Raw genomic sequence first — 19,169 nt, 5'->3', positions numbered from 1 at the left:
GGAAACATCAGTGACCGAAGGCAATATCTTAGGCTTGAGAGCGTAACTTGCGGATTTAAAGGAGAGAAAAGATGAAAGAATTGGAATTAAAGTATGGATGCAACCCTAATCAGAAGCCTTCAAGGATTTATATGGAAGAAGGCGACCTTCCAATTGAAGTTTTAAGCGGAAAGCCAGGTTACATCAATTTCTTGGATGCATTTAATGGCTGGCAGCTTGTTTCAGAGCTTAAGAAGGCTACAGGCCTTGCAGCTGCAACTTCATTCAAACACGTTTCACCAGCAGGTGCTGCTGTGGGACTTCCTCTTTCAGAAGTTGAGCGTAAGATTTATTGGTGCGATGATTTAGATATGGAATTCACTCCACTTGCTAATGCCTATGCTAGAGCAAGAGGTGCAGATAGAATGTCTTCATTTGGTGATTTCATTTCGCTTTCTGATGTATGCGATGTTGCAACAGCAAAGCTTATCAAGCGCGAGGTATCAGATGGTGTTATTGCTCCAGGATATGAACCAGAGGCACTTGAAATTCTTAAGGCTAAGAAAAATGGAAACTATGCTGTAATCAAGATTGATCCAAATTATGTTCCAAAGAAATTAGAACGCAAGGAAGTATTCGGTATCACCTTCGAGCAGGGCAGAAATGAGCTTGTAATTGATGATGATTTCTTTGCAAACATTGTTACAGATAATAAAGAGCTTACAGAACAGGCTAAGATTGACCTTGCAATTGCTATGATTACTCTTAAGTATACACAGTCAAATTCAGTTTGTTATGTAAAGGACGGACAGGCAATCGGTATCGGTGCAGGACAGCAGTCACGTATTCACTGTACTCGTCTTGCTGGTCAGAAGGCAGATAACTGGTGGCTCCGCCAGTCTCCAAAGGTTCTCAACCTTGATTTTGTTGATGGTATCAAGAGAGCAGATAGAGACAATGCAATCGATCTTTATATCGGCGAGGAGTTTGAGGATGTAATTGGTGATGATGTATGGCAGAAGACATTCAAAACTCGTCCTTCAGAATTTACAAAGGCTGAAAAGCGTGCATGGCTTGATAGAATGACAGATGTTTCACTTGGAAGTGATGCATTCTTCCCATTCGGTGATAATATCGAACGTGCCCACAAGTCTGGTGTAAAATATGTAGCACAGCCAGGCGGCTCAGTACGTGATGACAATGTTATCGAGACATGTAATAAGTATGGAATGGTAATGTCATTTACAGGACTCCGCTTGTTCCATCACTAATTAAAATGCTAAAAAGCCTTGAAAATTCAAATAATTCTGTTATAATTATCAGTGTTATTGAAGAGAGCGACTTAAGAGAGAGCAATATTTGCTCTCTCTTTGTTTATGCTTTTTAACATTTACAACTGAATAAGGAGGACATTTATGTCAAAACACACCGATTACGAAAAACGTACGGAAGAATTGATAACTCCTATTCTTGATGAGATGGGCTTTGAGCTTTACGACGTAGAATACGTTAAAGAAGGCGCAGATTATTATCTAAGAGCCTACATCGACAAGGAAGGTGGTATCACAATCGATGATTGCGTAGCTGTAAGTCGTCGCATGAACGATTTGCTTGACGCAGAGCCACAGATTGGTGGAGATGATGGATACATTTTTGAAGTTAGCTCACCAGGTCTTGGCAGAGTATTAAAGAAAGATAAGCATTTTGAAAAGGCACTAGGTCAGGATGTGGATATCAAAACTTACAAGCCAGTTAATGGAGCTAAGGAATTCACAGGAACACTTAAGGCTTTTGATAAGGATACAATTACCATCGAATTCGAAGATGGAACAGAAGTTTTTTCAAGAGCAGATGTTGCTCAGGTTAGATTAACAATAGACTTTTAATATTTAGGAGGAAATATGGCAGCTAATACAAATGATTTTTGGGATGCTCTTACAGATCTTGCAAAAGAGAAAAATATCAGCATGGACGTGTTAATCGAGACAATCGAGAATTCACTTCTTATTGCATGTAAGAACAATTATGGAAAGGCAGAAAACGCATCTGTTGAAATCGACAAGGCAACAGGTGAGTATCATGTTTACCTTTCTAAGACAGTAGTTGACGAAGTGTTAGATCCAGTTGAGGAGATTTCACTTTCTGAGGCACAGAACATCAATGGTAAGCACCAGGTAGGCGATGTAGTTCGCGTAGAAGTTAAGTCTAAGGACTTTGGTCGTATCGCAGCTACAGCAGCAAAAAATACAATCACACAGAAGATTCGTGAAGAAGAGCGAAAGGTACTTTACGAGGAGTACTATGAGCTTCAGCACAAGGTTGTTACTGGTGTTGTTACACGTTTCTCAGGAAACAATATCCATGTTAACCTTGGTAAGCTTGAAGGCTTCCTTTCAGAGTCTGAGCAGGTTAAGGGCGAATACTACAAGCCACAGGACCGTATCAAGGTTTACATCGTAGAGGTTAAGACATCTAACAAGGGACCACGTATCCTTGTTTCTCGTACACATCCAGAGCTTGTTAAGAAGCTTTTCGAAGAGGAAGTTTCAGAGGTTCGTGATGGTATCGTTGAAATCAAGTCAATCTCTCGTGAGGCTGGTAGTCGTACAAAGATTGCTGTTTGGTCAAACGATGAGGATGTAGATCCAGTAGGTGCATGCGTAGGTCAGAACGGTACTCGTGTTAATGCAATCGTTAATGAGCTTCGCGGCGAGAAAATCGATATCGTTGAGTGGGATGAGAACCCAGCTTACCTTATTGAAAATGCACTTTCACCAGCAAAGGTTGTTGCAGTTGTTGCTGATGCAGATGAAAAGAGCGCTCGTGTTGTTGTTCCTGATTATCAGCTTTCACTTGCAATTGGTAAGGAAGGACAGAACGCTCGTCTTGCTGCTCGTCTTACAGGCTTCAAGATCGATATCAAGAGTGAGACACAGGCTAAAGAAGCCGGTGACTTCCTTGATTATGAAGAAGAGTACGACGATGATGATGAGTACTATGATGAGGAAGAATATTACGAAGAGGATGGCGAATACACAGAGGAAGAATATTCTGATGAAGAATATGATGAGTCTGCAGATGTTGAAGAGTCATCTGAGGAAGAGTAATGGTTACTAAGCAATTACCTCTTAGAAAATGTGTTGCCTGCAACAATATGTTTGAAAAAGATAAGCTTTTTAGACTTGTTAAAATCAATGAAATGGTTTGTCTTGATAAAACTTATAAGGCACAGGGCAGAGGCGCCTATGTTTGTAAGAACAAGGCATGTCTGGATATAGCTTTAAAGAAAAAGAGCTTTAATCGTTCCTTTAGACAGGCAGTTCCTACAGAGGTTATTGATAATTTATATATGGAGTTGGAGAATGACAGATAAAGCACTTAATATGATAAGCATCGCTATGAAGGCTGGTAAGCTTGTGAGCGGTGAATTCGCATGTGAACAGGCAATCAAAGATGGTAGCGGAATGCTTTGCATTGTAGCAACTGATGCATCTGATAATACAAAAAAATCATTCTCTAATTCATGCAGTTTCTATGAAGTAACTTACATAGAATACGGTACTAAAGAATCTTTAGGTCATGCAATTGGAAAAGAATATCGGGCATCAATTGTAGTGTGCGATGAAAATCTATCCTTAAGCATTCAAGATAAGATACGTTAGGCTTTACAAGGAGGATATTAGATGGCAAAAATTAAAGTACATGAATTAGCTAAAGAGCTTGGAAAAGAGAGTAAGGACGTTATTACTTTTCTTGGCTCAAACGGAATAGAGGCAAAGGCGCAGTCAGGCGTCGAGGATGATATGGCAGAAAAGGTCCGCAAGCATTTTGCTAAGCCTTCTGCAGCAAAGGCAGATAAAGCAGATCCTAAGAAGGCTCGTCCAGTTGATAAGGATGGCAATCCAATCAAAAAGAAGAAGAACGTTTTCGTTGTTACAAGAGGAAACGATGACAGACGTAACAGAAGAAACGGTGAATCATCTAACAGAGGAGAGCGTTCTGAGAATCAGCAGAATCGTGAGAGAAAGCCACAGCAGCAACAGCAGGCTCCAAGAGGCCCAATCAGACCTCGTACTTTCTCTGATGGACTTCGTCCATCACAGCGTGCATCTGCTCAGTCTACTGATACAGAATTCGTTTCAAAGAAGAAGCCAGTAGATGGTGAAGAAAACAGAGCACCAAAGCAGGATAAGAGAAATGATCGTCCTGAAAGAAACGAGCGCCCAGCTAGAAATGACAGACCAGAGCGTGGCGAACGTTCAGAGAGAAACGACAGAAACGATAGAAATAACAATAGAGGAAATCGTCCAGACAATCGTGATAACAATCGTAACGATAGAGACAACAGAAACAATAAGGGCGATAGACCTTCACAGCGTAACAACAACCGTCCATCACAGCAGGCAGCTCCTGCAGCTGATGTAGCACCATCAAACAATGCTAAGGGCGGACGTCGTGACGACAAGAAAAAGAAGAACAACCGTGATAACAACAACTTAGGTGGTAAGAAGCAGGAAAACTTCATCAACCTTGAGAAGAACGGTGGCAAGAAGAAAAAGAACAATGCTCCTAAGGCTCCAGAGCGTAACATGGACGAGGTTCTTACAATCACTATCCCAGAAAGAATCACTATCAAGGATCTTGCTGACAAGATGAAGGTTCAGTCATCAGCTGTTGTTAAGACATTATTCCTTAAGGGCAAGATGGTTACAGTTAACCAGGAGGTTGATTTTGAAGAAGCTTCTGAAATCGCACTTGAGTTCAACTGCATCTGTGAGGAAGAGGAAAAGGTAGATGTTATAGCTGAGCTTCTTAAGGAAGAGGAAGAGGATACATCAAACTTCCCATCACGTCCACCTGTTGTCTGCGTAATGGGTCACGTTGACCACGGTAAAACATCACTTCTTGATGCTATCCGTGATACAAAGGTTACAGACCGTGAGGCTGGTGGTATCACACAGCACATCGGTGCTTATACAGTTTCAATTAACGGACAGGATATCACATTCCTTGATACACCAGGTCACGAGGCATTTACTGCTATGCGTATGCGTGGTGCTAACTCAACAGATATCGCTATCCTTGTAGTTGCTGCTGATGATGGTGTTATGCCACAGACAATAGAAGCTATTAATCATGCTAAAGCTGCTGGCATTGAAATCATTGTTGCAATCAACAAGATTGATAAGCCAAACGCTAACATCGACAGAGTTAAGCAGGAGCTTTCTGAGTACCAGCTTATCCCAGAGGATTGGGGTGGAAGCACTGTATTCTGTCCAGTTTCAGCACATACTAAGGAAGGTATCGACAACCTTCTTGAAATGATTCTTCTTACAGCTGAGGTTCTTGAGCTTAAGGCTAACCCTAAGCGTAAGGCTCGTGGTCTTGTTATCGAGGCACAGCTTGATAAGGGACGTGGTGCTGTAGCTACTATCCTTGTTCAGAAGGGTACACTTCACGTTGGTGATCCTGTTGCCTGCGGAAGCTGCCACGGCAAGGTTCGTGCTATGATCGATGATACAGGAGCACGTGTTAAGACTGCTGGTCCTTCTGTACCAGTTGAGATTCTTGGCCTTTCAGAGGTTCCAAATGCTGGTGAAGTATTCATGGCATTTGATTCAGAAAAGGAAGCTCATGCATTTGCAGATACATTCGTTGCAGAGCACAAGAATCGTCTTGTTGAACAGACTAAATCTAAGATGTCTCTTGACGCACTCTTCAGCGAGATTGAGTCAGGAAATCTTAAAGAACTTGATATTATTGTTAAGGCCGACGTTCAGGGTTCTGTTGAGGCTGTTAAGCAGTCACTTGAGAAGCTTTCTAACGAAGAGGTTGTTGTTAAGACAATCCACGGTGGTGTTGGTACAATCAATGAATCCGATGTAGTACTTGCATCTGCATCAAACGCTATCATCATTGGCTTCAATGTTCGTGTTGATCCACAGGCTAAGATGACAGCAGATAGAGAAGGCGTTGACCTTCGTCTCTATAAGGTTATCTACGATGCAATCAATGATGTAGAATCTGCTATGAAGGGTATGCTTGATCCTGTATTCGAAGAGAAGGTTATTGGTCATGCAGAGGTTCGTCAGATATTCAAGGCTTCTGGTGTTGGTAACATCGCTGGTTCTTACGTAACAGACGGTTACTTCCAGAGAGATTGTATGGTTCGTGTTACTCGTGAAGGCGAACTCATTCACGAAGGTAAGCTTGGTTCTCTCAAGAGATTCAAGGATGATGTTAAGGAAGTTAAATCAAACTTTGAATGTGGTCTTGTTATTGAAGACTTTAATGATGTTCAGGAAATGGATATTATTGAAGCTTACATTATGGTTGAGGTACCTAGATAATGAGAAAAAATTCAGTAAAAAACACACGTATTAATGAAGAAGTTATGCGTGAGCTTTCAAATATTATTCGTCTTGAGGTTAAGGATCCTCGCATCTCTCCAGTTACATCAGTTGTATCTGTAGAGGTTGCACCAGATCTTAAGACTTGCAAGGCATATATTTCAGTTCTCGGTGATGATGAGGCAGTAGCAAAGACTATCGAAGGTCTTAAGAGCTCTGCTGGCTTCATCCGCCGTGAGCTTGCTCACAGAATCAATCTTAGAAACACACCTGAGATTACATTTGTAAGCGACCAGTCAATTGCTTACGCTGCAAAAATGAGCAAATTAATTGATGAGGTCAATGCACCTCTTCACGCTAGAGAAGAAGACTAATCCTTATGGCTTCCCCCAGGGGGGAAGCTGTCAGCTTTAGCTGACTGATGAGGGGAAAAACAGGAGAAAAATTATGATAGACAACTTTAATGAACTTTTATCAAATTCAAAAGTAGTAGGAATCAGCGGACACATTCGTCCAGACGGAGACTGCGTTGGTTCGTGTATGGCTATGTACAACTATATAGCTACCTACTATCCTCAGATAGAGGTTCATGTCTATCTTGATCCTATCCCTAATATTTTTAAATTCTTTAAGAATGCTGATAAGATAGAAGATATTCATACAGTATCAGCAGATAAAAAATTTGATTTATTCATTGCACTTGATTGCAGTGATGGTGGAAGACTAGGAGATGTCTTCCCATTCTTTGAAAGGGCAAATCATACCATTTGCATCGATCATCATTTTACAAATGGTGGCTTTGCCGAATTTTCTTACATTATCCCAGATGACAGTTCTACTTGTGAGCTTGTGTTTAATCAATTTGGTAAGGATAAAATCACAAAGGATATTGCTGAATGCCTTTATACTGGAATTATCCATGATACTGGTGTATTTCAGTATTCCTGCACAACAGAATCTACAATGGATGCTGCAGGATTTTTAATGACAAAGGGTATAGATTATCCAAAGATTTGCACAGATACATATTTTGCCAAAACCATGGTGCAAAATAGAATGCTTGGAAAGGCGCTATTAGGCTGTAAAACCTTCCATGATGGTAAGATTATTGCTGCTGTTATTACTGCAGAAGATATGGCTGAATATGGTGCTCAGAGCAAACACCTAGAAGGCATTGTTCAGCAGCTTAGAGATACTACGGGAGTAGAAGTTGCTATTTTCCTTTATGAGCTTGAAAATGGAGAATTTAAAGGCAGCACAAGAGCATCTGGAGATGTTGATTTAACAGTTATCACTGGTGTTTACGGTGGTGGTGGTCATAAAAAGGCTGCAGGCTTTTCTGTAAATACACAGGAACCATGGAAAGTAATTGATGAAATTGTGGCCATGGTTGAAAAACAATTTGAAGAGTTAGGAATTTGCTAATGAATAGTGGCATAATTAATGTCTATAAAGAAGCCGGGTATACTTCATTTGATGTGGTTGCCAGGCTTCGTGGCATATTAAAAATAAAAAAGATTGGACACACAGGAACACTTGACCCAGATGCAACTGGTGTACTTCCTGTCTGTGTTGGTAAGGCTACCAAGCTTTGCGATATGCTTACAGATAAGGATAAGGTGTATGAATGTGTAATGATGCTTGGTGTTGAGACAGACACTTACGATTTAAGCGGAAGAGTTCTTTCTCGCAAATCTGTAACATCTTCTGAGGAGGAAATCGTAGCTGCAATCAATTCCTTCGTTGGAGATATCATGCAGGTACCACCAATGTATTCTGCTCTTAAGGTTAATGGCAAAAAGCTTTATGAGCTAGCAAGAGAGGGGAAAGAGGTTGAGCGTAAGCCTAGACCTGTTACAATCTTTAGCATTGATATTTTGAATATTAGCCTGCCAGAGGTTAGCATCAGAATTCATTGCAGTAAGGGTACTTATATCCGTTCACTTTGCCATGATGTAGGAGAGGTGCTTGGATGTGGATGTGCGATGAAATCCTTGATTCGTACAAGAGTCAGCATGTTTGATATAGCTGATGCTAGAACTCTCGATGAAATCGAACGCATCGTCAAGGCAGGAAATCTTGACGGTATTATGCTTCCTATAGATCAGGCCTTTGAGGGAATGGAAACAGTTTTTGTTATTCCATCTGAAGAAGCGATAAAGCATGCTGTCAACGGAGTGCCTATTCCTTCTACTGAGGTTTTTGCGGAATCCATCAGTGGCTTTGAGGAAGGCAAGCGATATAGGATATATCTACCAGATAACAGATTTATCGGTGTATATTCCTATAATGAAGATATATTTACATTGGAGAAAATGTTTTTGGAATAATTATGGAGTATTTACATTCACTTTTTGACACTAAATTAAACTGTGATACAGCTATTACAGTTGGTAAGTTTGATGGGGTCCATCGTGGCCACCATCTGCTTGCTACGGATATCATATCTAAGAAATCAGCAGGACTTGCGTCTTGCATGATTACCTTTACCAATTCTCCTAGACAGGTGATAAACGATGACAATAGTCCAAGCCTTATCACCAATAAAGAGCGTGTGTACATGCTTGAGCAGGGTGGATTGGATTTCTTAATCGAATGCCCATTTGATGAAAGGCTTATGAATACAGAAGCCAAGGATTTCATCAAATTCCTTTGCGACAATCTTAATATGAAATATATGGTATCAGGCTCAGATTTTACCTTTGGCAAATATGGGGCAGGTAATACACAGCTTCTAAAGGAATTATCCGCTGAGCTTGGCTTTGAATATAATGAGATTGCCAAAATTCAAATCAATGATAGAGATATCAGCAGTACTTATATTAGGGAAGAATTAAAAGAGGGACATATCGATATTGTAAATGAGATGCTAGGGTATGAATACTTCGTATGGGGAGAAGTAGTTCACGGTGCGCATCTTGGAACTAAAATTGGTATACCTACAATTAACATTATGCCATCGGCTGCAAAGCTTGTGCCTAAGTTTGGTGTATATGTAACTACTATAGATTTCGACGGAAGAATCTACCACGGTGTTACAAATGTTGGAACAAAGCCTTCTGTTTCAGATAAAAATATAGTAGGAATAGAAACTCATATCTTGGATTATAACGGCGATTTATATGGAAGATATGTAAGGGTTACCTTCCATTCCTTCCTTAGGCCAGAAATGAAATTTGGCTCTGTTGAGGAGCTTAAAGAGCAGATGGCAAAGGACAAAATAGTTGCCAAGAATTACTTTAATAAATGATATATTACGTAATTATTACAAATTCTTGACATAAAACTATAGGATTGCTATAATGGCACTGTTGTTTAAAAATGTAGGATATTGGAGGTTACATGAAAAAGCGTATTGTTTCAGCTTTCTCATTAGTTTGTGCGTCAGCACTTATTTTTGACTTTTGCTTAGATTCAAATAAAAATATACAGTCTGCATCAGATGCTAAAGCTTCACTTACAGCTGGTGCTATCGCAGCAGGTACAGTTAATATTGCTTCTTTAGATGCTATTTCAGTTACAGATTCAGATGCAATTGCTACCGCTAAATCACTTGGTGATATTTACGGTTACAACAATCTTGGTATTTGTAATGTTTCTGAGGGTAATCTTAACATCCGCGAAAGCGCAGCTACTGATGGCAAGCTTGTAGGTAAGTTCCCTGCAAATGCAGGTTGTGAAATCATCCGCGAGGAGGGTGAATGGAGCTACATTAAGTCTGGTGAGGTAGAAGGCTATGTTCTTACAGAATATCTTCTTACAGGCCAGGAAGCATGGGATAAGGCAGTAGAGCTTGCTGAATATGTTGCCACTTCTAAAACAGGTGGTCTTCGTGTTCGTGCAGCGGGCAACACTGAATCAGAGATTATCTATATGCTTGCAGAAGGCGAAGAAATTGCCATCCTTGATAATACTCAGAATCAGGATTGGATTAAGGTAGACGTTGATGGTGATGAAGGTTATGTTTCTGCAGAATATGTAGATGTTGATCTTTCTCTTAGAACAGCTATGACTCTTACTGAAGCCAGATATGGCGAAGGAGTTTCTGACGTTCGCTCAGCTCTTTGTGATTATGCACTTCAGTTTGTAGGTAATAGATACGTTTGGGGCGGTACATCTCTTACAAATGGTGTTGATTGCTCTGGATTTACTATGCAAATCATGGCTAAGTATGGCGTATATCTTTCACATTCTTCACGTGCACAGGCTAATGAAGGAACTAAGGTATCTACATCAGAGCTTAAACCAGGAGATCTTATTTTCTATGGTAAGGGTGGAAGTATTAACCACGTAGCTATCTACATTGGCGGTGGTCAAATTGTTCATGCTTCTAATAAGCGTGATGGTATAAAGATTTCTAATTACATGTATAGAACACCTATTAAATGTGTTAGAGTTCTTTACGATTAATTATTGCTTTTAGAGGCTAGCTTCGGCTAGCCTTTTATATTTCATTGTGTTATAATTTCATACGTGGCTTGCCACATAATTTGAGTAAAAGTTGGAGAGGAATTATTATGAGTTTGTTAGAAAATTGGCAGAAGATTGCCTACAACCAGAACCAGTCACAGGCTGATTTACAGAGATTCTGGCAGAATTATTTTCTTTTAGAGAAAGGAATTTACGAGCAGTTACTTAGCGATCCTGACACAGAAGTAAAGGGTACAGTTAAGGAGCTTGCTGAAAAGTATAAAATAGACGTATTGCCTATGGTAGGCTTCCTTGATGGAATCAATGAATCACTTGTAGAGGCTAATCCAATCGAAACTATGGAAGAGGATACAGTAGTTTCTCTTAAGTTTGATAAGGAAAAGCTTTACAAGAACATGATTGATGCAAAGGCTGATTGGCTCTATGGTCTTCCACAGTGGGAAAACATCTTTGATGAGGACAAGAGAAAGGCCCTTACAAAGGAAGCTAAGAACATGCATACAATCATTCGTGCAGAGAAAAAGGTTGGACGTAATGATCCATGTCCATGTGGTTCTGGAAAGAAATATAAGCACTGCTGCATGAACAAAAAATAATTTAACTATTAAGCACATCTCGATTTGAGATGTGCTTTTTTGCTTAAAATACAGATAATTACTTTAATTAACAGAATAGTCACAGAATATACTCATATTTTAATTATAATCCAATTAGTCGGTTTGCTAGCATTGGGTAGTAATACGGTTCAATCGACCAGGGGAGAGAACACGGAGGTCGAATATGGATGAGAAGAGTAAAAGGTCGTCTTTGAGAGTAATGTTAATCGGACTTGTAGTAGTTTCCTTATCTTGTGTTGGAACTGCAGCCACTATTGTTGGTTGCACCAACTTACGAAGAGGTATGGAATATGAGGTGGAGACGGGTGTAATGGCTACCTGTACCTCGTACGCTCAGATTCTTGACTACACTTATGATGGGACGCAGGTAGATGAGGCTTCTACACTTGAAATGGAAATGCACAATGAAACAGGCTATGATTATACATTTTTCCTTGGCGATACCAGAGTTCGTTCTAGTATTGAGGGTGCTGTAGGAACCAAGGCTAGCGATGGCGTTATTGAGGCAGTATTAAAAGGTAAAAATAGCTATCAGGCTCAAAATGTCATTATAAATGAACAACCTTATTACGTAGCTTATCTACCTCTCACGGATGATAATGGGGAAGTATATGGCATGGCTTTTGTTGGTCTTAAGAAGATTGAGATTACTCATTACATAAGCAAGAGAGTTGCTTGGACTGTTACATTAGCTCTTGCAATAGTTATTTTATTTACTTCACTTTCTGTTGTATTTGCAATTCAGATTATTACGGCTATTGACGAAAATGTTAAAGCTGTTAGACAGATGGCAACTGGAGATTTGAATATTGTGCTATCTGATAAAGTAAAAAATAGAAATGATGAATTAGGAGAGATGTCAAGTGCATTATTTGATATGTGCGCTAGAATAAGGTCTGTTATAGGAAATGCCAGAGTATCTTCTGATGAAGTTGATGCTTCGGCTAGCTATTTATCGAATACTGTTCAGGCGATTACGGAAACAACTGAAAATGTAAGTGTGGCAGTTGGTCAGGTAGCAACAGGAGCGGAAAATCAGGCACAGTCTCTTCAGGATGCTGTAGAATCTGTCAATCATATTAATGATGCTGTCGAAATGATTACAGCTAATGCAGAGGAGATGCAGGAGCTTGCCGATTCCATGCAGACAAATTCAAAGGCAAGTCAGGATAAGCTTACTGAACTTAGAATGTCTACTAGAGAAAGTATTAATGCTATCGACGGCATTGTAGAATTAATTGGAAATACCAACACAGCTGTTACCACCATTAGCGAGGCCGTTTCCATCATCGATGCCATCGCCGCACAGACAAATCTGTTGTCATTAAACGCAAGTATAGAGGCTGCTCGTGCCGGCGAAGCTGGCAAGGGCTTTGCAGTTGTTGCAGATGAAATTAGACAGCTCGCAGATCAATCTGCAGAGGCAGCTCAAAATATCCAGGAAGCTATGAAGGGACTTTCTTCAGATTCTAATAAGACTATGGAAGAAGCTGGTCAAGTACAGGAAACAATGACAAAGCAGCGTCACACTATTCATAGGACTATTGAACAGGTAGACAGTTTAATTGAAGATATCAATAAATCTATTGCACTTACAAAGGATATCGTGGCTAATGTGGATAAGACTGAGGCAGCCAGCAACCTTATTTCAGATACTATTTCATCCCTTTCTTCTATTTCAGAAGAAAATGCTGCAAGCTCTGAGGAGACAAGAGCTTCTATGGCAGATTTAGCTGGTACAATGGAGGCATTAACAGACCGAGCTAATAGTTTAAATGAAGTTGCTCATACTCTTGAAAAAGAGATGGAATTCTTCCAATAGAAAATTTATCATTAACAGTTTTTTTACATATAATAGCCCTCACTTGTGTTACATTATTATTGTAGGCAAGGGAGGGCTTTATTTATGCATTTAAATATTAACATCATATTAGGTATTTTAATTCCATTTATTGGCACCAGCCTTGGTGCTGCTATGGTTTTTATTTTAAAAGACAATATATCTGAACGGCTTCAGAAGATATTAACTGGATTTGCTGCTGGTGTTATGGTGGCTGCTTCTTTTTGGAGCTTATTATCACCAGCATTAGAAAGTAGTGAATATTTAGGTAAACTTTCATTTCTTCCGGCGGCGTTGGGCTTTTTAATTGGAACTGGATTTTTGCTGTTTCTTGATATGGTAACCCCACATATGCACATGGATAAGCAAACAGAAGGGCCAGAAAGCAAACTAAAAAGAACTACTAAATTAATACTTGCAGTTACGCTTCATAATATTCCGGAGGGCATGGCTGTAGGTGTTGTATTTGCAGGTGTTGCCTCAGGACATTCTGGGGTTTCTGCTGCTGGAGCATTGGCTTTAGCTATCGGTATTGCCATTCAAAATTTCCCTGAGGGGGCTATTGTATCTATGCCACTTTTGTCAGAAGGTATGCCAAAGGCTAAGACCTTTTGGTGGGGAGTATTATCAGGAATTGTAGAACCAATAGCTGCATTTATTACAATTCTTGCCGCAGGCTTTGTAGTCCCTTTAATGCCTTATTTTCTTTCGTTTGCAGCTGGCGCCATGATGTATGTAGTTGTAGAAGAATTGATTCCAGAAATGTCCGAGGGAAAGCATTCGAATCTTGGAACAATTGCATTTTCAATAGGCTTTGTTCTGATGATGGTATTAGATGTGGCTTTAGGCTAGCATAATATTGTTACTTATTTACAATTTGCTGTAATACATTAAAAAAGTTTGGGTATGAAATACAGCAACAGCCTTCATTGTCAAATGTGGTTTCACCATCTGCTACAAGGCCAGCTATTGCAAATGCCATAGCAATGCGATGATCCATATACGTATTTACGATAGTGCTGTGAAGCTTACCTCCATTTATTATCATACCATCATCAGTTGGAGTAATATCACAGCCCATGGCTTTTAAGTTTTCAGTGACCGTAGCAATGCGGTCACTTTCTTTTACTTTTAATTCTGCAGCATCTTTAATAATAGTAGTTCCATCTGCACAAGCTGCCATAACAGCAATTACAGGTATCTCATCAATAAGAGTTGGAATGATTTCACCAGAAATTTCACATCCATTAAGCTTGCTTGTAGTTACATGTATATCAGCTACTGGTTCACCACCTATAATTCTTTCATTTAATAATTCAATATTGCCACCCATAGCTTGAGCAACTTTTATGATACCGGCTCTGGTTGGATTCGTATTTACGTTCTTGATTAATAAATCTGCATTTGGACAGATTAATCCAGCAACAATAAAATATGCTGCAGATGAGATATCCCCAGGAACATCAATTTTCTGTCCAACAAGCTTAGGAAAGCCTTCAATAGAAGCAGTAAGGCCCTCAGTTTTGATTTTGGCACCAAATCCAGAAAGCATAAGCTCGGAATGATTACGTGAAATTACAGGTTCTGATACAGATGTAACGCCATCAGCATACAAACCTGCTAAAAGTACACAAGACTTTACCTGAGCTGATGCAACAGGAGAGTTGTAGTGAATGGCTTTTAAAGGCTTTCCACCCATTTCAAGAGGCGCGCAACCATTATCCTTAAGAGAGCGTATATAAGCTCCCATTTCAGAAAGAGGTGTTATGATTCGACCCATTGGCCTTTTTTGGATGGATGCATCACCATTTAGTGCGCTTACAAAAGGCTGACCAGACAAAATACCTGATATAAGTCTTGTTGTAGTTCCACTATTACCTACATCTAGCATATTAGTAGGAGCATTAAGACCGTGAAGTCCTTTTCCATGAATTATTACATGGTCATTTTCCTGAGATATATCAATGCCCATTGCACGAAAACATGAAATTGTACTTCTGCAATCGGCTCCATCTAAAAATCCGGTAAGTTCTGTTATGCCTTCGGAAATTGCACCAAACATAACGCCACGATGGCTGATAGATTTATCCCCTGGAACTGTAATTTCGCCTTTTAAACTTTTTACTTTGGTAATAGCCATTAATTTGTCCTCTGTCTTGTGTAATAATTGTTGTGAGTAAGTACTGTGCGAGCCTTGTCAAGTGAATCCTGATTATAAAATTCTATACGAAGCACACCAGGTTCAAACTCGCGATTATGAATAATATCTATATTTTTAACACTTATTTCAGCATTTGCCAAAAGCTGTAGCACTCCTACAAGAGTACCAGGCTTATCATCAATATCACAGTAAAGCTCGAAAAATTTATATGAGCCGTTTCCTGGAATAGTGATAGAATCACGATAATCTTTGGCTTTCGTCCATAAATCTATGATGGCATCAGCATCGGCATTAGCAATAGCATCTTCAAACAAAGCCAGCTCGTCTTTGAAATCTGATATAAGCTTAAGCACAGCTTTCTTGTTACTTAAGAAAATGTGTTGCCACATTGTAGGTGAGCCTGATGCAATACGGGTTATATCTTTAAACCCACCTGCTGCAATTGTCTTACAGGTCTTCCTACTATCATCATTATCATTAACCAGATTCACTAGAGCAGCCGCTATCACGTGTGGTAAGTGAGATACAGTGGCGGTGGCTTCATCGTGTTCCTCAGGTGAAAGCTGAATAGGAATAGCTCCAAGGCTCTTTATGTAATCTGAAAATTGACTATATGTTTCAGGATTCATTTCAGGGTCTGCGGTAAGAATATAGTAAGCGTTTTCAAGCAACGATTCTGAAGAATATTCAAGACCTGCTAATTCAGAGCCTGTCATTGGATGTCCGCCTATGAATTGATTAGTCATACCAAGACGTCTGGCAACAGCAGTAATATCTCCTTTAACGCTTCCAACATCAGTGATAATACAATCTGGCTTTACCACATCTTTTAGCTTTTCAAGATATTCGCAATTTACCTTTACAGGAGAGCAAAGAAAGATTATATCGCACTGACCAAACTGATGAATCTTTAAAAGTCCATTGTTATCGATTAATCGTTCTTCAAATGCTGTCTCTATAGTAGATTCTCTTGATGCAGTGGCAAGTATTCTGGTATTAGGATAGATTTTTAATATCGCTTTTGCGATACTTCCCCCGATTAATCCTAGACCTACAAAGCCGATTGTTTTTGTTTTCATAAGATTGCCCCTTTTGTGTATTTTGCTTTAATACTTTAAAGCGATTATTTTATTTAATAATATCATATTTATGCATTGTAAATAGTCTGAATATTAGATAGAATATAAGTAGGTTTCAGAAAGCTATAAATTATATAGCTGGGAAATCTGACTAGAATGGGGATTCTAGCTAGACAACATGGTGCGGCGGGGTATAGGCACCAAATAATTTATTGGGAGGTACGACACATGAAGGTTTTTACTACGGACAAGATTAGAAATGTTGTGTTACTTGGTCATAGCGGGGCGGGCAAAACCAGTCTCATAGAATCAATGGCTTACCTGGCAGGTCAAATTTCGAAGCCTGGTACCATCGAGGCTGGTAATACTATCAGCGACTATGACAAGCTTGAACAGAAAAACAAATTTTCTATCTACACATCTTTAGCACCAATCGTTTGGGGCGACACTAAGATTAATTTCCTAGATACACCAGGCTATTTTGATTTCGTCGGAGAGGTTGAGGAAGCTGTTAGTGCAGCTGACGCAGCTATTATTGTTATTTCAGGTAAAAGCGGAATTGAGGTTGGTACAAAGAAAGCTTGGGAGTTATGCGATAAATTCAATCTTCCAAGAATGGTTTTTGTAACTGACATGGATATAGATGATGCCAGCTATAGAGAAATCGTTGAAGAACTTCAAAGTCTTTACGGAAAGAAGATTGCTCCTTTCCATCTTCCAATAAGAGAAAATGGAGAGTTTGTTGGTTATGTAAATGTTATTCAGCAGATTGGTAAGCGTTGGAAGGGTGAGGGCGCTCCAGAACACTGTGATGTTCCAGATTATAACAAAGAATATCTTGAGAAGTATCGTGAGGCTTTGATGGAATCTGTTGCAGAAACATCAGAGGAATTCATGGATAGATACTTTGGCGGAGAGGAATTTTCAGAGGATGAGATTCGTCAGGCACTTCGTGCAAATGTTGGTACAGGGGACATCGTTCCTGTAATGATGGGTAGCAATACCTTAAATCGTGGTCAGTACACAATGCTTGTAGATATCGTAAAATATCTTCCAAGTCCAGAAGATAGAAAGGTTTCTGGAATAAACGCAAATACCAACGAGGTTTATGAGGCTGATTATGATTTCTCTAAACCAAAATCAGCTTATGTATTTAAGACAATCGTAGATCCTTTCGTAGGAAAGTATTCTCTAATTAAAGTAAATTCAGGTGTATTAAAGACTGATGATTTACTTTACAACAAGCATAAGGAGACAGAAGAAAAGATTGGAAAGCTGTATATACTTACAGGAAGTAAGGCAGAGGAAGTTCCTGAGCTTCATGCTGGTGATATCGGCGCACTTTCAAAGCTTCAAAAGGTCGCTACAACAGATTCACTTTCTACTAAGGCAAATCCAATCCTTTACATCAGAACACCACTTTCGACACCTTATACCTACAAGCGCTATAAGGCAAAGAATAAGGGTGATGAGGATAAGATTGCTCAGGCTTTAGCAAAGCTTTGTGCTGAGGACCTTACTCTTAAGGTAGTAAATGACGGGGAAAACAGTCAGTCGCTGATTTATGGAATTGGTGATCGTCACATTGATATGCTTGTTCAGAAATTAAATGAGAAGTATAAGGTAGATATAGAGCTTAGCCAACCAAAGATTGCCTTTAAGGAGACTATCCGTGGTAAGGCTGATGTGGAATATAAGTATAAGAAGCAGACAGGTGGTCATGGTCAGTACGGACATGTAAAGATGACCTTTGAGCCATCAGGAAATATGGAGGAGCATTACAACTTTACAGAATCAGTGGTTGGTGGTGCCGTTCCAAAGAATTACTTCCCTGCTGTTGAAAAGGGCTTGCAGGAAGCTGTTTTGGCTGGTCCACTGGCAGCTTATCCGGTTGTAGGCATCCACGCTAATCTATATGATGGAAGCTATCATCCTGTAGATTCTTCCGAAATGGCATTTAAGGTTGCTGCAAAGGGCGCATTTAAGGATGGTATTCTAAAGGCAAATCCAATCCTTCTTGAGCCTATCGAAACACTTAAGGTTTTAGTTCCTGATGCATACACTGGTGATGTAATGGGCGACCTTAACAAGAGACGTGGCCGTGTACTTGGTATGAATCCTGTAGATGCAGGTGGAAAGACAGAGGTTTTGGCCGAGGTTCCAATGGCTGAATTATATGGATACGATACAACACTTCGCTCAATGACAGGTGGTTATGGTACCTTCTCTTATGAACTGGCTAGATACGAACAGGTTCCATCTGACGTTCAGGCTAAGGAGGTTGAAAGACGCGCTAATAAGATTAAGGATGTAGATGAGGAATAACATCTAAACACTAACTATAAAACTGACGGGGCTTATGCTCAATGTCATTAAGTTAACATTGCGGTGGAGGCTACGATGAAGAAAACGAGATTGAAGTGATATGCTTCAATCTCGTTTTTTCCTTTTTTAGACATTAAAAGAAGACAGATTGTATATCTGCCTAAATAACATTTTTAACTTTTCATTTTTATGCTACTCTATATAAGAAACCTCTAAAGATTCTTGCTGACTGGTATCTTTCACGATGTCGGTCTGGTCTAATGGGTACAAGATTTCTTGATATGATGGTTTCTAAATCAGGTGGAGATGTAATACCGCGGTAAAACTTTTTGCACATGTGAGCAGCAACTGAAAAGTTGGCTTTATATGTATATTTTCTTTGTTTTT

Annotated in this window: 17 protein-coding genes and 1 pseudogene; 15 read left to right on the top strand and 3 right to left on the bottom strand. The window is 39.6% G+C overall.

From position 1 onward, the window contains the following. Nucleotides 1–71: 71 nt before the first annotated feature. The 14 genes from BM097_RS09185 (at nucleotide 72) to BM097_RS09120 (ending at nucleotide 14,069) form a co-directional block, all read left to right on the top strand. Nucleotides 72–1,250: a phosphoribosylaminoimidazolecarboxamide formyltransferase gene (locus BM097_RS09185; RefSeq protein ID WP_090548376.1), complete on the top strand. Its 1,179-nt coding sequence runs from the start codon at nucleotides 72–74 to the stop codon at nucleotides 1,248–1,250. Between the two features lie 144 nt (nucleotides 1,251–1,394). Further along, complete coding sequence (rimP, locus tag BM097_RS09180) at nucleotides 1,395–1,865, top strand: ribosome maturation factor RimP (protein ID WP_090548374.1); 471 nt, start codon at nucleotides 1,395–1,397, stop codon at nucleotides 1,863–1,865. A 15-nt stretch (nucleotides 1,866–1,880) separates the two neighbouring features. After that, complete coding sequence (gene nusA / locus BM097_RS09175; protein ID WP_090548371.1) at nucleotides 1,881–3,086, top strand: transcription termination factor NusA; 1,206 nt, start codon at nucleotides 1,881–1,883, stop codon at nucleotides 3,084–3,086. Beyond that, complete coding sequence (gene rnpM / locus BM097_RS09170; protein WP_090548369.1) at nucleotides 3,086–3,352, top strand: RNase P modulator RnpM; 267 nt, start codon at nucleotides 3,086–3,088, stop codon at nucleotides 3,350–3,352. The genes nusA and rnpM overlap by 1 nt, the downstream gene beginning before the upstream one ends. Next, nucleotides 3,342–3,641, top strand: a complete 300-nt coding sequence (locus BM097_RS09165; RefSeq protein WP_090548366.1) for a L7Ae/L30e/S12e/Gadd45 family ribosomal protein — start codon at nucleotides 3,342–3,344, stop codon at nucleotides 3,639–3,641. Before rnpM ends, BM097_RS09165 begins: the two co-directional genes overlap by 11 nt. Before the next feature lie 21 nt (nucleotides 3,642–3,662). Further along, nucleotides 3,663–6,329 carry a translation initiation factor IF-2 gene (gene infB / locus BM097_RS09160; protein ID WP_090548363.1) on the top strand — a complete coding sequence of 889 codons (2,667 nt, stop codon included), beginning with the start codon at nucleotides 3,663–3,665 and terminating at the stop codon, nucleotides 6,327–6,329. Beyond that, nucleotides 6,329–6,703 carry a 30S ribosome-binding factor RbfA gene (rbfA, locus tag BM097_RS09155; protein ID WP_015549616.1) on the top strand — a complete coding sequence of 125 codons (375 nt, stop codon included), beginning with the start codon at nucleotides 6,329–6,331 and terminating at the stop codon, nucleotides 6,701–6,703. The genes infB and rbfA overlap by 1 nt, the downstream gene beginning before the upstream one ends. A 73-nt stretch (nucleotides 6,704–6,776) precedes the next feature. Further along, complete coding sequence (locus tag BM097_RS09150; RefSeq protein WP_090548361.1) at nucleotides 6,777–7,754, top strand: DHH family phosphoesterase; 978 nt, start codon at nucleotides 6,777–6,779, stop codon at nucleotides 7,752–7,754. After that, nucleotides 7,754–8,659, top strand: a complete 906-nt coding sequence (truB, locus tag BM097_RS09145; RefSeq protein ID WP_090548357.1) for a tRNA pseudouridine(55) synthase TruB — start codon at nucleotides 7,754–7,756, stop codon at nucleotides 8,657–8,659. Before BM097_RS09150 ends, truB begins: the two co-directional genes overlap by 1 nt. A 2-nt stretch (nucleotides 8,660–8,661) precedes the next feature. After that, nucleotides 8,662–9,579: a bifunctional riboflavin kinase/FAD synthetase gene (locus tag BM097_RS09140; RefSeq protein ID WP_090548354.1), complete on the top strand. Its 918-nt coding sequence runs from the start codon at nucleotides 8,662–8,664 to the stop codon at nucleotides 9,577–9,579. 92 nt (nucleotides 9,580–9,671) lie between these two features. Further along, on the top strand, nucleotides 9,672–10,739 hold the full coding sequence (locus BM097_RS09135; protein WP_090548352.1) for a C40 family peptidase: 1,068 nt from the start codon (nucleotides 9,672–9,674) through the stop codon (nucleotides 10,737–10,739). Nucleotides 10,740–10,846: 107 nt separating this feature from the next. After that, nucleotides 10,847–11,356, top strand: a complete 510-nt coding sequence (locus BM097_RS09130) for an SEC-C metal-binding domain-containing protein (protein ID WP_090548349.1) — start codon at nucleotides 10,847–10,849, stop codon at nucleotides 11,354–11,356. Nucleotides 11,357–11,540: 184 nt separating this feature from the next. Continuing rightward, nucleotides 11,541–13,199 (top strand): methyl-accepting chemotaxis protein, encoded by a 1,659-nt coding sequence (locus tag BM097_RS09125; RefSeq protein ID WP_090548346.1) that lies wholly within the window; start codon nucleotides 11,541–11,543, stop codon nucleotides 13,197–13,199. 84 nt (nucleotides 13,200–13,283) lie between these two features. After that, nucleotides 13,284–14,069: a ZIP family metal transporter gene (locus BM097_RS09120; protein WP_242944686.1), complete on the top strand. Its 786-nt coding sequence runs from the start codon at nucleotides 13,284–13,286 to the stop codon at nucleotides 14,067–14,069. A 10-nt stretch (nucleotides 14,070–14,079) separates the two neighbouring features. Here BM097_RS09120 and aroA read toward each other — a convergent pair whose 3' ends face one another. Together aroA and BM097_RS09110 are read right to left on the bottom strand one after the other, a co-directional pair. Beyond that, on the bottom strand, nucleotides 14,080–15,357 hold the full coding sequence (gene aroA / locus BM097_RS09115; protein WP_090548343.1) for a 3-phosphoshikimate 1-carboxyvinyltransferase: 1,278 nt from the start codon (nucleotides 15,355–15,357) through the stop codon (nucleotides 14,080–14,082). Next, nucleotides 15,357–16,457: a prephenate dehydrogenase gene (locus BM097_RS09110; RefSeq protein WP_090548340.1), complete on the bottom strand. Its 1,101-nt coding sequence runs from the start codon at nucleotides 16,455–16,457 to the stop codon at nucleotides 15,357–15,359. The genes aroA and BM097_RS09110 overlap by 1 nt, the downstream gene beginning before the upstream one ends. A gap of 228 nt (nucleotides 16,458–16,685) precedes the next feature. Between BM097_RS09110 and BM097_RS09105 the strand changes: the two genes are divergently transcribed. Next, nucleotides 16,686–18,782 carry an elongation factor G gene (locus BM097_RS09105; protein ID WP_090548338.1) on the top strand — a complete coding sequence of 699 codons (2,097 nt, stop codon included), beginning with the start codon at nucleotides 16,686–16,688 and terminating at the stop codon, nucleotides 18,780–18,782. Between the two features lie 187 nt (nucleotides 18,783–18,969). On the opposite strand, the pseudogene BM097_RS16370 reads toward BM097_RS09105, so the two are convergent. After that, a pseudogene (locus BM097_RS16370) lies at nucleotides 18,970–19,169 on the bottom strand (IS4 family transposase); the annotation flags it as partial.

This window comes from Pseudobutyrivibrio sp. OR37 (assembly GCF_900113655.1).
Classification (GTDB): Bacteria; Bacillota; Clostridia; order Lachnospirales; family Lachnospiraceae; genus Pseudobutyrivibrio.
The sequence above is the reverse complement of the archived record's forward strand: the minus strand, read 5'-3'. Positions and strand labels throughout refer to the sequence as shown.

What these genes read in the sequence shown, in the direction of transcription:
- BM097_RS09165 (WP_090548366.1), top strand. Translation starts at nt 3,342, where the DNA reads ATGACAGATAAAGCACTTAATATGATAAGCATCGCTATGAAGGCTGGT.
- truB (WP_090548357.1), top strand. Translation starts at nt 7,754, where the DNA reads ATGAATAGTGGCATAATTAATGTCTATAAAGAAGCCGGGTATACTTCA.
- BM097_RS09120 (WP_242944686.1), top strand. Translation starts at nt 13,284, where the DNA reads ATGCATTTAAATATTAACATCATATTAGGTATTTTAATTCCATTTATT.
- infB (WP_090548363.1), top strand. Translation starts at nt 3,663, where the DNA reads ATGGCAAAAATTAAAGTACATGAATTAGCTAAAGAGCTTGGAAAAGAG.
- aroA (WP_090548343.1), bottom strand. Translation starts at nt 15,357, where the DNA reads ATGGCTATTACCAAAGTAAAAAGTTTAAAAGGCGAAATTACAGTTCCA.
- nusA (WP_090548371.1), top strand. Translation starts at nt 1,881, where the DNA reads ATGGCAGCTAATACAAATGATTTTTGGGATGCTCTTACAGATCTTGCA.
- BM097_RS09110 (WP_090548340.1), bottom strand. Translation starts at nt 16,457, where the DNA reads ATGAAAACAAAAACAATCGGCTTTGTAGGTCTAGGATTAATCGGGGGA.
- BM097_RS09105 (WP_090548338.1), top strand. Translation starts at nt 16,686, where the DNA reads ATGAAGGTTTTTACTACGGACAAGATTAGAAATGTTGTGTTACTTGGT.
- BM097_RS09150 (WP_090548361.1), top strand. Translation starts at nt 6,777, where the DNA reads ATGATAGACAACTTTAATGAACTTTTATCAAATTCAAAAGTAGTAGGA.
- rnpM (WP_090548369.1), top strand. Translation starts at nt 3,086, where the DNA reads ATGGTTACTAAGCAATTACCTCTTAGAAAATGTGTTGCCTGCAACAAT.
- BM097_RS09140 (WP_090548354.1), top strand. Translation starts at nt 8,662, where the DNA reads ATGGAGTATTTACATTCACTTTTTGACACTAAATTAAACTGTGATACA.
- rbfA (WP_015549616.1), top strand. Translation starts at nt 6,329, where the DNA reads ATGAGAAAAAATTCAGTAAAAAACACACGTATTAATGAAGAAGTTATG.
- BM097_RS09135 (WP_090548352.1), top strand. Translation starts at nt 9,672, where the DNA reads ATGAAAAAGCGTATTGTTTCAGCTTTCTCATTAGTTTGTGCGTCAGCA.
- rimP (WP_090548374.1), top strand. Translation starts at nt 1,395, where the DNA reads ATGTCAAAACACACCGATTACGAAAAACGTACGGAAGAATTGATAACT.
- BM097_RS09125 (WP_090548346.1), top strand. Translation starts at nt 11,541, where the DNA reads ATGGATGAGAAGAGTAAAAGGTCGTCTTTGAGAGTAATGTTAATCGGA.
- BM097_RS09130 (WP_090548349.1), top strand. Translation starts at nt 10,847, where the DNA reads ATGAGTTTGTTAGAAAATTGGCAGAAGATTGCCTACAACCAGAACCAG.
- BM097_RS09185 (WP_090548376.1), top strand. Translation starts at nt 72, where the DNA reads ATGAAAGAATTGGAATTAAAGTATGGATGCAACCCTAATCAGAAGCCT.